General features: G+C 74.5%; 12 protein-coding genes. 5 read left to right on the forward strand and 7 right to left on the reverse strand.

The features are described from left to right. The first annotated feature begins 176 nt into the window (after window positions 1–176). The gene (locus E4A51_RS15560) at window positions 177–389 is read left to right on the forward strand and encodes a hypothetical protein (protein WP_046528425.1); all 213 of its coding nucleotides are present in this window, start codon (window positions 177–179) and stop codon (window positions 387–389) included. Window positions 390–451: 62 nt separating this feature from the next. Here the strand turns inward: E4A51_RS15560 and E4A51_RS15565 are convergent, their stop codons facing one another. The 3 genes from E4A51_RS15565 to ligD all read right to left on the reverse strand — a co-directional run bounded on the left by E4A51_RS15565 (window position 452) and on the right by ligD (window position 3,264). Further along, window positions 452–1,651, reverse strand: a complete 1,200-nt coding sequence (locus E4A51_RS15565; RefSeq protein ID WP_134852307.1) for an App1 family protein — start codon at window positions 1,649–1,651, stop codon at window positions 452–454. After that, entirely contained in the window at window positions 1,648–2,220 is a 573-nt protein-coding gene (locus E4A51_RS15570; RefSeq protein WP_046528424.1) for a Dps family protein, read from the reverse strand. Before E4A51_RS15570 ends, E4A51_RS15565 begins: the two co-directional genes overlap by 4 nt. Before the next feature lie 117 nt (window positions 2,221–2,337). Next, window positions 2,338–3,264 carry a non-homologous end-joining DNA ligase gene (ligD, locus tag E4A51_RS15575; protein WP_134852428.1) on the reverse strand — a complete coding sequence of 309 codons (927 nt, stop codon included), beginning with the start codon at window positions 3,262–3,264 and terminating at the stop codon, window positions 2,338–2,340. 95 nt (window positions 3,265–3,359) lie between these two features. On the opposite strand from ligD, the gene E4A51_RS15580 reads away from it, so the two are divergent. The 3 genes from E4A51_RS15580 (at window position 3,360) to E4A51_RS15590 (ending at window position 5,905) form a co-directional block, all read left to right on the forward strand. Beyond that, the gene (locus E4A51_RS15580) at window positions 3,360–4,433 is read left to right on the forward strand and encodes a Ku protein (RefSeq protein WP_134852308.1); all 1,074 of its coding nucleotides are present in this window, start codon (window positions 3,360–3,362) and stop codon (window positions 4,431–4,433) included. 7 nt (window positions 4,434–4,440) lie between these two features. Next, window positions 4,441–5,487: a PHP domain-containing protein gene (locus E4A51_RS15585; protein ID WP_134852309.1), complete on the forward strand. Its 1,047-nt coding sequence runs from the start codon at window positions 4,441–4,443 to the stop codon at window positions 5,485–5,487. 136 nt (window positions 5,488–5,623) lie between these two features. After that, window positions 5,624–5,905, forward strand: a complete 282-nt coding sequence (locus tag E4A51_RS15590; protein WP_046528422.1) for an HU family DNA-binding protein — start codon at window positions 5,624–5,626, stop codon at window positions 5,903–5,905. Between the two features lie 87 nt (window positions 5,906–5,992). On the opposite strand, the gene E4A51_RS15595 is transcribed toward E4A51_RS15590, so the two are convergent. Then, entirely contained in the window at window positions 5,993–6,547 is a 555-nt protein-coding gene (locus E4A51_RS15595) for a DUF6328 family protein (protein ID WP_070319626.1), read from the reverse strand. A 35-nt stretch (window positions 6,548–6,582) separates the two neighbouring features. Between E4A51_RS15595 and E4A51_RS15600 the strand changes: the two genes are divergently transcribed. Continuing rightward, on the forward strand, window positions 6,583–7,698 hold the full coding sequence (locus tag E4A51_RS15600; protein WP_070319600.1) for a low specificity L-threonine aldolase: 1,116 nt from the start codon (window positions 6,583–6,585) through the stop codon (window positions 7,696–7,698). A 76-nt stretch (window positions 7,699–7,774) separates the two neighbouring features. Here E4A51_RS15600 and E4A51_RS15605 read toward each other — a convergent pair whose 3' ends face one another. From E4A51_RS15605 to E4A51_RS15615, 3 genes are all read right to left on the reverse strand, one after another. Then, the gene (locus E4A51_RS15605) at window positions 7,775–9,535 is read right to left on the reverse strand and encodes a cellulase family glycosylhydrolase (protein ID WP_134852310.1); all 1,761 of its coding nucleotides are present in this window, start codon (window positions 9,533–9,535) and stop codon (window positions 7,775–7,777) included. A gap of 133 nt (window positions 9,536–9,668) precedes the next feature. Beyond that, window positions 9,669–11,570: a glycoside hydrolase family 6 protein gene (locus E4A51_RS15610; protein ID WP_070319602.1), complete on the reverse strand. Its 1,902-nt coding sequence runs from the start codon at window positions 11,568–11,570 to the stop codon at window positions 9,669–9,671. A gap of 266 nt (window positions 11,571–11,836) precedes the next feature. Continuing rightward, window positions 11,837–12,931 (reverse strand): LacI family DNA-binding transcriptional regulator, encoded by a 1,095-nt coding sequence (locus E4A51_RS15615; protein ID WP_082131690.1) that lies wholly within the window; start codon window positions 12,929–12,931, stop codon window positions 11,837–11,839. Window positions 12,932–13,021 lie beyond the last annotated feature (90 nt).

The raw sequence follows: 13,021 nt of genomic DNA on the forward strand, positions 1-13,021 counted from the left end.
GCTATCGATGCGCTTCGACGGCCCGAAGGGCACGAAACGATTCGCCGCGCTCGCGCCGCGTGCCGGGGTCGGACGTCCCTGGCGCGCGTCCGACACGCGGACGTCCGCGGCCGACACGCGGGCGCGGACCGCCCCACCGGGTGCGCGCGCCGTCACCCTCGGGGTAGAACCGGTGCATGACCTCGAACCGTGCGCGCGACCTGGCCTCCGACCCCGCGCTCCAGCGCATCGCCGAGCGGCAGCCCGCCGACGCCGACCTCGACGCCGCCGACGCCCGGTCCGGGGGCGACGCCGCACGCGCACCGCGCTCGCTGCGCGCGTCCGAGCTCGGACCGGACGACGAGGCCATCGCCTCGAGCGACGACTGGGACGACCCGCAGCGCCTCTGACGCACCCGCGGGGGCCGACCTCGTCGGTCGGCCCCCGCGGGTCCACGGCTCGTCGGCCGAGGTCAGTCCACCAGCCCTGCCTCGCGCGCCCGGGCCAGCAGTTCCTCGCCGTCGGCCCCCTGCAGCAGCACGACCCCCGGGGCGTCGGCGCTCTCCTCGGACTCCTCCTGCTGCGCCGTCGCCCCGGGCAGACCGTGCGACAGCACGTGCTCGGCGGCCGTGAGCTGCCGGATCAGCACGCCCGCGACGCGGTCGCGGTGGTGCTCGACGGCGCCTGCGTAGATCTGCGGGTCGTGCTGGCCGTCGTCGCCCACGAGCAGCCAGCGCACCTGCGGCAGCTCGGCGAACAGCCGCCGCAGCTGCGTGACCTTGTGCCGCTGCCCGCTGCGGAACACGCCCGTGTTGGTGGGGCCCCAGTCCGTCAGCAGCAGCGGACCGGCGGGGTAGTCGTGCCGGCGCAGGAAGCGGCCGATCGCGGGCGCGGCGTTCCACGCCCCGGTCGACAGGTACACCACGGGGGAGTCGGGGCGCGTCGCGCGCAGCTCGCGGTAGAGCCGCGCCATGCCGGGCACGGCCTCGCGCGCGTTCTCGTGCCGCACGAACTGGTTCCACGCCGCGACCAGCGGACGTGGCAGTCGCGTGACCATGACGGTGTCGTCGACGTCGCTGACGATCCCGACGGTGGGCTCGGGCCCGACGACCACCACGCGTGCGGTCGTGCGCGCGTCGTCGATCGACGTCAGGGTGACGTCGTGCCACCCGGGCGCGAGGTCGGCCTCGACCACGGCGTCCAGGTACCCGCCGCGGTCGGTCGTGAGGCGGTGCGTGCGGCCGCCGACGGTCACCTCGACGCGTGCACCGGCGACCGACGCCGTGAAGAACGACCGCCACCCGCGCACCGAGGGCGCGGGACGCTCGCCGGCCTGCGCCGCACCGCCCGCGTCGGGCAGGTCGCGCTCGTGCACCTGCGGGGACGCGAGCAGCGTGCGCGCGAGCACGCGCACACGCCCCGCGGTGCCGTAGCCCACGAAGCCGACGATGCGCACCGTCCAGCCGCGGCGGCGCAGCACGCCCGCGAGCGCGGCGTCGAACCTGTCCTCGAGGCGTGCCGCGAGGTGCGGGCGCCGCACGGGCGAGCCGTCGGGGTTCTCCAGGGGTGGCGTGACGCGGCCCGTACGCAGGCCGTCCCCGCCGGGCGTCGTGGCCCGGGCGGGGACGGGAGCTGCGGTGGGCGGCGCCGCCGAGCGGTGCCGTGCCGTCACGGTGCCGTGCGAGCGGCCGACGCGGCGGCCTGCGCCGCGCCTTCCTCGGTGCTCTCGCCGTCGGTCGACAGCGCGCCGCCCGAGGACTCGAGGTGCGCGCGGACGAACCAGTGGAACAGCTCGAGCTCGTGCAGGTGCCCGACCAGCAGGTCGTTGGTGACGGTGTCGAGCTCCTCCGTCGCGGCGGCGGCCTCGCGGTGGTCGGTGATGACGCCGACGTAGACCTCGTCGAGCGCGCCGAGGTGCTCGGTCGTGCTGGCGCGGCCGATCGAGTAGTCGTCCCACGTGCGGGCCTTCACGAGGGCGCCGGGCGTGCCGACGGGCGCGACGCCGAGCGTCGCGATGCGCTCGGCGATCGCGTCGACCATGAGGCGCACGGCGTCGACCTGCGGGTCGAGCATCTCGTGCACCGCGATGAAGTGCGGGCCGACGACGTTCCAGTGGATGTGCTTGAGGGTCAGCGCGAGGTCGTTGAGCGCGTTGAGGCGTCCCTGCAGGATCTCCGCCACCTTCGCGCCGTCCTCGGGGGTGAGCGACGGGACGGTGTACTTCGGCAGATCGCGGGCCATGTCCACTCCTTCACGTGCGGGTACGGGCCGCTGCGGCCCGGGTGACGTCCACGCTGCCAGCACCGACGCGGGCTCGCCATCCGAGAGCGGCGCGTCGCGGCGTGGGTGCGCGGTCGCTCACTCCTGCTCCCACGGGTCGGGCGTCGTGTCGGTGCGCAGGCCCCGCACGACGGGCTGACGCAGCCGGCCCGACGGCGTGCGCACGAGGTACCGGGTGTCGACCAGGACGACGGGCTCGACCCACACGGTGCCGCGCGCGTCGACCGGTGGCACGGGGTCGGCGAACGGGCTGGTGGCGCGCTCGTGGGTCTGCAGCACGGTGCGCAGGCCGCGGGCTCCCAGGGTCGTGAGGCCCGAGCCGGCGCGCCCGAGGTACCGCAGGTCGCCCGCGGCGTCGGGTGCGCCGAGCAGCACGGCGCCGAGGTGCCCGGTGCCGGTGGACTGCGGGCGCCAGCCGCCGACGAGCGCGGTGCGCGTGCGGCGGTGCGCGGCCTTGACCCAGTCCGCCGAGCGGCGCCCGGCACGGTAGGGCGCGTCGCGGCGCTTGGCGACGACGCCCTCGAGCCCGTGCTCCCGGGTGACCTGCCACAGGTCGTCGCCGTCGTCGTACCAGGGGGAGGCCTGCACGTGGTCGGGCAGGGCGAGCGCGTCGAGCACCGCGCGGCGCGTCTCGAGCGGCAGCGGCGCGAGGTCGTGGCCGTCGCGGCGCAGGACGTCGAACACGAGGTAGGTCACGGGCCGGGCGGCGGCGAGCGCGGCGGCGCGGCGCGGCTCGCGCACGTGCATGCGCTCGGCGAGGGCCGCGAAGGACGGGACGCCGGCGTCGAGGAGCACGACCTCGCCGTCGAGGAGCACGTCCCCGAGGTCCGCGAGCGCCGCGAGCTCGGGGTAGGCGGGCGTGACGTCGCGGCCGTTGCGGCTCGTGAGGTGCAGCGCGCCGTCGCGGACGTCGGCGAGCACCCGGACGCCGTCCCACTTGACCTCGAACACCCAGGCCGCGCCCCGCGGCAGCGCGGTGCCTCTCGGCGCTGGGGTGGCGAGCATGGGCTCCACGGGTCCATCCTGCCCGGGGACGGTGCTGCGGGCGCGGTGTGCGCCCAGGTGCGGCGCTGCACGGGCGGCGACGAGGAGGACGTGGCGTGCGGGCGATCTGGAAGGGCGCCGTGGCCTTCGGCCTGGTGAACGTGCCGGTGCGGCTGTACGCCGCGACGGGGGAGCACGAGGTGCGGCTGCACCAGGTGCACCGCGAGGACGGTGGCCGCATCCGCTACCGCAAGGTCTGCAGCCTGGACGGCGAGCAGGTCGAGTGGGCCGACATCGCGAAGGGGTACGAGACCGAGGACGGTGAGCTGGTCGTGCTCACGGACGAGGACTTCGACCAGCTGCCGCTGTCGACCGAGCGCGAGATCGAGGTGCTGGAGTTCGTGCCGGCCGAGCAGGTCGACCCGATCCTGCTGCAGAAGACGTACTACCTGGAGCCGGACCGCACGGCCGCGAAGCCGTATGCGCTGCTGCGCGGTGCGCTCGAGCAGACGGACCGCGTCGCGGTGGTGAAGGTCGCGATCCGGCAGCGCGAGTCGATGGCGGTGCTGCGCGTGCGGGACAAGGTCATCGTGCTGCAGACGCTGCTGTGGCCGGACGAGGTGCGCGAGGCCGACTTCCCGGTGCTCGACGACGACGTGAGCGTGCGCCCGCAGGAGCTGACGATGGCGTCGTCGCTCGTGGAGTCGCTCGCCGCGGACTTCGACCCGTCGCAGTACGAGGACGCGTACGTCACGGCCCTCGAGGAGCTCATCGCGGCGAAGGTGTCGTCGGGGGACACGCGGGCCCCCGCGGCGCCGCCGGAGGAGGAGGGCTCGTCCGAGGGCGGGGCGGAGGTCGTGGACCTGCTGGCGGCGCTGCAGCGGTCGGTCGACAAGGCGCGCGCCGCGCGCGGGGAGGACGCGGACGAGGGCTCGGCGGGGCAGGGCTCGGGTTCGGACTCGGGGAGGTCGTCGAGGCGGACGTCGTCGACGGGGCGCGGCGCGACCGGCGGCGCGGCGAAGGCCCGCGCGAGCACGGCCGCGTCGTCCACGACGAAGGCCGCGGCGAAGGACGCGCCCGCGAAGAAGTCGGCGACGAAGGCCGCGGCGAAGAAGGCACCCGCGAAGAAGGCCGCCGACGCCGAGGACGCGGCCCCCGCGCGTCGCAAGGCCCGCAGCAAGGCTTCGTGACGGCGTCGTGACGGACGACGGCCCGCACGGTCGCGTCGCGGACGCGGTCGCGACGCTGCGGCGCGTCGCGTTCCTGCTCGAGCGCGCGCAGGCGAGCGGCTACCGCTCGGAGGCCTACCGCACGGCGGCGCGCACGGTCGAGGCGCAGCCCGCCGACCGCGTCGCCGCGCTGGCGGAGGCGGGCTCGCTCACCGACCTGCCGGGCGTCGGCGCGAAGACCGCCGACGTCGTCGCGCGCGTGCTTGCCGGCCGCGACGTCCCGACGCTCGACGAGCTCGAGGCGCAGGCCCGGGCCGCCGACGACGCGCTGCCGGACGCCGCGGCCCGGCTGCACGGTGCGCTGCGCGGCGACCTGCACACGCACACCGAGGCGAGCGACGGCTCGGCGCCCGTGCAGGAGATGGTGCTGGCGGCCCTCGAGCTGGGGCGCGAGTACGTCGCGGTCACCGACCATTCGCCGCGCCTCACGGTCGCCCACGGGCTCAGCGCCGCACGCCTGCGGGCCCAGCTCGACCAGCTCGCCGCGCTGCGCCCCGCGGTCGCGCCGTTCGAGGTGCTGAGCGGCATCGAGGTCGACGTCCTCGACGACGGCACGCTCGACCAGGACCCCGACCTGCTCGACGAGCTCGACGTGGTCGTCGCGTCGGTGCACTCGAAGCTCCGCATGGACCGTGACGCGATGACGCGCCGCATGCTCGCCGCGGTGCGGGACCCGCGCACCGACGTGCTCGGGCACTGCACGGGCCGCCGCCTGACCGGGCGCCCGCGGCCGCCCAGCGACTTCGACGCCCGTGCGGTGTTCGACGCGTGCGCCGAGCACGGCGTCGCCGTCGAGATCAACAGCCGGCCCGACCGGCTCGACCCGCCGCACGCGCTGCTGCAGGTCGCCGTCGACGCGGGCTGCGAGTTCACGATCGACTCCGACGCGCACGCCCCCGGGCAGCTCGACTGGCTCCGCGCGGGCTGCGAGCGCGCCGCCGCGCACGGCATCGGACCCGAGCGCGTCGTGACGACGCGCAGCGCGCAGGAGGTCCGCGCGCGGGGCCGACGTTGACGCGACACGCCCGTCGCGGTGCGCCGAGCGGGCTCCGCGCCGTTAGGGTCGGAGGCCGTGCGCACGCGCGTCGTGCGGCACCGCCCCGGCCGGTGATCGACCGGGGCAGCGAACCGAGTACCAAGGAGCACCCGACGTGAGCGTCAACCGCACCGAGCTCGTCCAGGCCGTCGCGGCCAAGGCCGGCCTGACCAACACCGACGCCGACAAGGCCCTCAAGGCCTTCCAGGAGGTCGTCGTGGAGCAGCTCGCCGCCGGTGGCGGCGTGTCCATCCCCGGCTTCCTCGCGGTGGCCAGCGCGGACCGCGCCGCCCGCACGGGTGTCAACCCGCAGACCGGCGAGAAGCTCGAGATCCCGGCGGGTCACCGCGTGAAGATCACCGCGGGCAGCGCCCTCAAGCGCGCCGTCCAGGGCTGACGCACGCCCCTGACGCCCCGGTCCGCCGCGCGCGGGCCGGGGCGTCGTCGCGTCCGGGCCCGGTCGCCCGGGTCGTCGGCGGCGACGTCAGGCCCGGTGGTCGCCTCCGGGTCGCGCCTCGGGGTCGTCGTCGGCGCGGCGCGCGATGACGTGCGGCAGCACGACCCACGCGAGCGTGATGACGACCACGAGCACGCCCGCGGACACCCGGCCCGCCGTGCGCGTGAGCACGACGTCGAACAGCAGCATGACCGCACCCGTGAGCACGAGCGCGAGGGCCGCGAGGCCGCCGCGCGCGAACCGGTGGCCCGCGTCGACGAGCTGCGGCTTGAGGCGGCGGCGGAACAGCAGCCGGTGCAGCGACACGGGCGCGATGATCAGCACGGTCGCGAGCGCCGCGAGCACGACCAGCACGAGGTACAGGTCGCGCTGGTACGCGTCGAGGTCGGCGAACCCCGACTGGAACGGGATGGTCAGCAGGAACCCGGTGAGGATCTGCGCACCGGTCTGCGTCACGCGCAGCTCCTGGAGCAGCTCGTCCCAGTTGCGGTCCATGCGCTCGGTGTAGGTCTCGTGCCGGCCGTCGCCGGGGACGTCCGCGTCCGGGTCGGGACGGGGGTCGTCGGGGGCCGTGCGGGTCATGCCGTCCTCCTGCGCTGCGTCGGGCTGCACGGATCATGCCCGCGCCGTCCCGGCGGCGCACGACGAGCGCCGGACCACGCGTCCGCGTCGGCGAGACTGGTGCCGTGACCGACCCGCAGCCCGCCCGCCACTTCGCCTCCGACAACTACGCGGGGGTGCACCCCGAGGTCCTCGACGCGATCGTCGCCGCCAACGTCGGGCACGTCCCCGCGTACGGCGACGACCCCTGGACCGAGCGCCTGCAGGACGTCGTGCGGGGTCACCTCGGCGAGTCGGCCACCGCGTACCCGGTGCTCAACGGCACGGGTGCCAACGTCGTCGCGCTGCAGGCGATGCTGCCGCGCTGGGGTGCGGTCGTGTGCACCGAGGCCGCGCACGTGCAGAACGACGAGAACGCGGCGCCGGAGCGCGTCGGCGGCCTCAAGCTGCTCACGGTCCCCGCACCCGACGGACGCCTGACGCCCGAGCTCGTCGAGCGGCAGGCGTGGGGCTTCGGCGACGTGCACCGCGCGCAGCCGGGCGTCGTGTCGCTCACGCAGTCCACCGAGCTCGGCACGGTGTACACGCCCGACCAGGTGCGCGCGCTGTGCGACCAGGCCCACGCGCTCGGCATGCGCGTGCACGTCGACGGTGCGCGGCTCGCGAACGCGGCTGCGAGCCTCGGGCTGCCGCTGCGCGCGCTGACCACGGACTGCGGCGTCGACGTCGTGTCGCTCGGCGGCACCAAGAACGGGCTGCTGCTCGGCGAGGCCGTCGTCGTGCTCGACCCGGCCGCGGTCGACGGCGTGGGGTACCTGCGCAAGTCCGGCATGCAGCTCGCCTCGAAGATGCGGTTCGTGTCGGCGCAGCTCGTCGCGCTGCTCGAGGGCGACCTGTGGCTGCGCTCGGCCGCGCACGCCAACGCGATGGCCGCGCGCCTGCGCGCGGGCGTCGACGCGATCGGGACCCTCGACGTCACGCAGCCCACCGAGGCGAACGCGGTGTTCGTCCGCCTGCCGGCCGCGGTCGCGGCCGAGCTGCGCCGTCGCTGGCGGTTCTACGACTGGGACCACGCCGACGGCACCGTGCGCCTCATGTGCGCGTTCGACACCACCGCGCAGGACGTCGACGACCTCCTCGCAGCGCTGCGGGACGCGCTCGCGCGCGCCTGAGACCCGGCGCCCGGCCGCGCCGTGCGCGACGGCCCGCCACCCCGCGTGCAGGTGGCGGGCCGTCGCGCGTGCGTCGTCAGGCCGTGGTGCAGGTGGCGCCGTCGAGCGTGAAGCCGGACGCGGCGGCCGGCGTGCCGCCGCCGTGCGACGCGTTGAACCCGATCTCGGCCGTGCCGCCGCTCGCGAGGGCGCCGTTCCAGGCCGCGCTCGTGACCGTCACGGTCGCGCCCGTCTGGGACCACGTGCCGCCCCAGCCCTGCGTGACCGTGACGCCGGCGGGGAGCGTGAAGCGCAGCGTCCAGGACTGCCGCGCCGCGCCCGTGTTCGTCAGCCGCACCGCACCCGTCAGCCCCGAGCTCCACGAGCTCGCGGTGTAGCGCACCGTGCACGAGCCCGTGGGCGTGGTGGGGCTCGCGGTGGGCGAGGGTGTGGTGGTCGGGGTGGGGGTGATCGTCGGCGTCGGCGTCGGCGTCGGCGTCGGCGTGGGGGTGGGCGTGGCGGTCGGGGACGGGCCGCCGCCCGTGGCCTGCGACAGCGAGATGCCCGTCGCGCTGCCGACGCCGCCGAGCGGCACGTCGTGGTCGAGCCCCACGAACTTGCCGCCCTGCTGCCACAGCGCGGGCTTCAGCAGCGCGTACTTCTCCTCGTCCCACGTCGCCCAGTCGTAGCCGAGCAGACCACCGGTGTCGCCGGAGTTCGGGTTGAGCACCCAGAACGTGTGGCTCAGGCGACGGTCGGCGATGAGGTCGCGCAGCGCGACCATCCAGCGCTCGTTGCGGCCGCCGTCCATGAACCCGCCCCACTCGCCGATGAGCAGCGGAGCGGTGTTCTCCTTGTGGAGGTACAGCCAGTTCGGGTCCCACACGTCGCGCTCGAGGCTCGCGCGGTCGAAGTCGCCCGCGAACCACTTCTGCTCGTACACGAGCGGTCCGTAGTCGTGCGGCGAGTACACGAGCTGGTCCTGGTTCGCCCCGAGGTCGATCGGGAAGTCCCGCACGCCGCGCAGGTTCCCGCCCCACCACGTGCCGTAGTAGTCCGTCAGGCCGGTCGACGTCCACGGCACGCCCGGCTTGGGGTAGACCTCGACGCCCTCGATGAAGACCAGCCAGTTCGGGTTGATCGCGAGCACCTTGCGCGACGCGGTCTGCGCGAAGTGCTTGAAGTTGTCCTTGTCGGTCGACCCGTCCCACTTGGCGCGCTCGGTGGCGCCCTGCGTGCCGTGCGGCTCGTTCTTGATGTCCGCGCCGATGATCGTGTCGTCGTCCTTCCAGCGCGTCGCGGCCCACTCCCACCCGGTGTACACGTCCTCGGTGGTGATGTCGCCCTTCCACCACACGGGGTGGACGTGGCCGGAGTTGTCGGCCTCCGCGCTGTGCACGTCGAGGAAGACCTTGAGGCCGTACTCCTCGCACATGTCGAGCCACTTCTCGAAGATCTGCAGGCTGTTGAGGCCCGCGAGCTCGGGGTTGGCGTACTCGTTGACGTTCGGCTTGAGGAACGTGCCGGCCTTCCACTCGAGCAGCAGCTGCGTCGAGATCGGCACGCGCACGACGTTCATGCCGCGGTCGGCGATGCCCTTGGTCAGCGTGCGCATGTTCGCCGACCACAGGCCGTGGAACACGCGCTCGGAGGCGTTGAAGCCGAACCAGTTGACGCCGGTCAGCCACACCTCCTTGCCGGAGGCGTCGACGATCTGGTTGCCGCGCGTGTGCAGCCAGTCGGGTGTCGCGGCGGCCTGCGCGGGGGCTGCCGACAGCGCGAGGGGGAGGACGAGGGCGCCGGCGGCGAGGACGCCTCCGAGCGCGGTGCGCACGCGGCGCACGCGAGAGCTGGTCACGGTTCTCCTGGGTGCGAGGAGCGGGTCGGGGGAGCGGGGCCGCCGGTGGCGGACCCGCCGCGAAGGGCCCTCCCGGAGTGGTCCGGGAGGGCCCTTCGTCGTCACGTCGGACGCGTCGGCGTCCGGGGGCTCGTCAGCCCACCTGGCAGGTGGTGCCGTTGAGCGTGAAGGACGTCGGTGCCGTGTTGGTGCCCGAGTGGGAGCCGTTGAAGCCGATGTCCACCGACGCGCCCGGCGCGAGCGCACCGTTCCACGCCGCGTTGGTCGCCGTCACCGTGGAGCCGGACTGCGCCCACGTGGCGCTCCAGCCCTGCTGCACGGTCTGGCCGTTCGCGAACGCGAACCTCAGCGTCCAGCCCGACAGCGCGGTCGTGCCCGTGTTCTTCACGCGCACCGAGGCCGTGAAGCCCGAGTTCCAGCTGCTGGCCGTGTAGCTCACGCTGCACGTGCCGCCCGGGTTCTGCGTGGGCGTGGGCGTGGGGGTCGGCGTCACGGTCGGCGTCGGGGTCGGGGTGACCGTCGGCGTCGGCGTGGGCGTCGGGGTGACCGTCGGTGTCGGCGTCGGGGTGGGCGTCGGCGTGACCGTCGGCGTGGGCGTCGGGGTCGGCGTGGGCGTCGTGCCGTCGGCCGGGATGACCGGGTACGCGTTCTTGACCAGCGTCTTGAACTGCGCCTCGAACCACTGGCCCGCGAGCGGAGCGTCGGGCGTGGCGCCCGTCGGCAGGTTGCTCAGCTTGGGGGCGACGTAGGTCGGGTCGCACATGCGGTCGAAGCTCTTGCCCTGGTCGTTCGGGATCTCCTTCGACGCGCCGTCGGACTCGCCCGGGGGCTTGATCCACACGTACGCGTCGAGGTAGGAGTCCGCCGGCGCGTCGGCCGGCGTGGCCCGCGGGAGCTCGCCGATGCCGGCGCCCAGCGGGTTGCACCACGCACCGCGGTGGTTGCGGCGGTCGATGCGCGACTCGTTGACGTAGGTGTCGACGTTGGTGCTGGTCGAGACCTTCGTCGGACGGTCCGGGCCGCCCCAGCCGTTGCGCGAGGTGTCGATGAGCATGCCCGTCGACGCCGGGAAGCCCTCCGCGACCAGCAGGCGGTGCAGCTGCGCGGTCCACGCGTGCTCGCCGAAGTCCGGGTTCCACTCGTAGAACTTGGCCGAGCGGACCTGAGCCGAGCCGACCTGGAGGTTCGGGTTCGGCAGGAACGGCTCGGCGAGCGGCGTCGAGTTCGCGGTGTTCGTGACGAAGCCGTCGATCGACGCGAAGCCCTTCTTGGTGCTCTTCGCGACCTCCGCGAACAGCTTGGCGGTCGGGCCCGAGTTCGAGTCCCAGCCCAGCCAGCCGGAGTGCGCCGCGTCGAGGTACGTGTAGACGTTCGGCAGCGTCTTGAGCTCGTCGAGCGCGTACTTGACGCCCTCGCGGTAGTACGGCGCGGACTGCTGGCACGCCTGCTCGGAGATGTTCGTCACCAGGTTCGGCAGCGAGTCCGGCTCGATGGTCGCCGCGATCCGCAGGTCCTGGTACTTCGGGTCGGACAGCAGGTCGACGATCGGGTCGATGTACTCGGTCTGGTAGCGGGTCAGACCGGCGGCGGTGGCGGGCAGCTCGCCGTTCGACGCGAGCGCGAAGCAGTCGCGCCCGGGCAGGTTGTAGATCACGAGGTTGAAGACCAGCGGCTGGCTGCCGGACTTCTGCTTGAGCGCCTCGTCGAGGTGGAACTTCAGGCCGTTGCCGTCCGCGTTGCCGGTGATCGCGCTGATGCGGTCCATCCACACGGCGGTCGGCTGCTTGGCCACCGTGCGCATCTGGGCCGCCAGCGTCGGGTCGCCGGCACGTGTGGCAGCGCTCTCAACCGTCGCCGCCCACGTGGGGTTCACGTACTGCTTGGCGCCGGCGTACGGGTTGTCGACGTGCGCCTCGGCGGCCGTGGCCGCCGTGCTCGCGAGCGTCAGCGGCACTGCGACGAGCGCCGTCGCCGTCGCCGCGGTCGCGACGGCGCGCCAGCGCCGTCGAGCCGTTCGATTGCCGTGTGTGGACACGGGTCCTCCGCAGGGTCGGTGGTCGTACCCGGCCCTCGGCGGCGACGGGTACGCGTCGCCCAGGACGAGTCCTCGGCGACTGCTGCGCATTCCTTCACGACGCGGCGTCGACGGGATCGTCGCGAATCGTTTAGGGACGGTCGCGTTACCCAATCGTTATCCGAGGTTCACCCGCTCTGAGGTGCATCCGCGCAGGTCAGAGCCAAGTGAGCGCTCACTCGGGCCACGTCCGCGCGACCGTCCGAGCCGGCGGTCCACCCCTCGGCTCACCGCGAGCGCGGACCCGTGCTGCCCCGCACCGCCAGACCACCGATCTCGATGTGCCGCACGGGTGACGGCTGCTGGTCGAGCACCGCCAGCACGGCCTCGCCGACGGCCGTCCCCAGGTCGGCGTGCACCGAGGGGAGCGCCGTGATCGAGGGCGTGGCCAGCCGGCACAGCGGCGAGTCCGACAGCGCGACCACCGACACGTCCCACGGGACGGCCAGTCCGGTGCGACGCGCGACGTCGAGCGCGGCCACGGCCATGTGGTCGGTGTCGAACACCACGGCCGTGGGCGGCTGGTCCCCGGTGAGGAGGCGACGCGCGGCGGCGGCCGCCTCCTCCGGCGAGCCGGCGGTCGGCTCGTGCACCAGCACGGCGCCGCCCGCGTCGAGCGCGTGCTGCAGCCCGGCGGTCCGCGCGCGCGTCCGCAGGAGCGCGGCCGGCCCCGTGACCACCCCGACACGACGGTGCCCGAGCTCGATGAGGTAGCGGCCGACCCGCTCGGCGGCGAGCTCGTCGTCGACGTGGACGTTCGCGACCTCGCCCGGCACGTCGCCGCCGCCGACGACCACCGCCGGGATCCTCAGGCGCCGCAGCGCGTCGAGCCGGGGGTCCTCGGCGCGCACGTCGGTGACGACCATGACGTCGAACCGCCGCTCTGCCCACCACTCGCCGTAGAGGCCGACCGCCGCCGGCAGGTCCTCGACGACCTGGAGCACGAGCGCGAGCCCGCGCGTCGCGAGCACCTCCTGGAGCGCGACCACGAGCTCGAGGACGTGCGCGCCGTACCCGGCCGGGCCGGTCAGCCCGCGGTCGACGACGAGCCCGACCGCGCGGGGGCCCGAGCGCATCGAGCGCGCGGCCGCGCTGGGGCGCCACCCGAACTCGTCCGCGACGCGCAGCACGCGCTCGCGCGTCGCGGCCGACACGCCGGGGCGGCCGTTGAGCGCGTACGACACGACGGCGATCGACACCCCCGCGGCCTTGGCGACGTCGGTGATGGTCGGACGGCGGGCCCCGGGGCCGCCGACGACGGGCTGCGCCCCGGTCGCGGGAGAGACAGCATCTTTGCCGGTGTCATGTGCAGGAGTGACCACGATCACCTAGTCTTGCGCCCGTTGCGGGTGAAATGCATCAGCTCGGCTCCGACGGCGTGGGCGAGAGGTGGGACATGGTGACGGTCCGAC

The sequence above is a fragment of the Cellulomonas sp. HD19AZ1 genome (genome assembly GCF_004535805.1).
GTDB classification, from domain to species: Bacteria; Actinomycetota; Actinomycetes; order Actinomycetales; family Cellulomonadaceae; genus Cellulomonas; species Cellulomonas iranensis.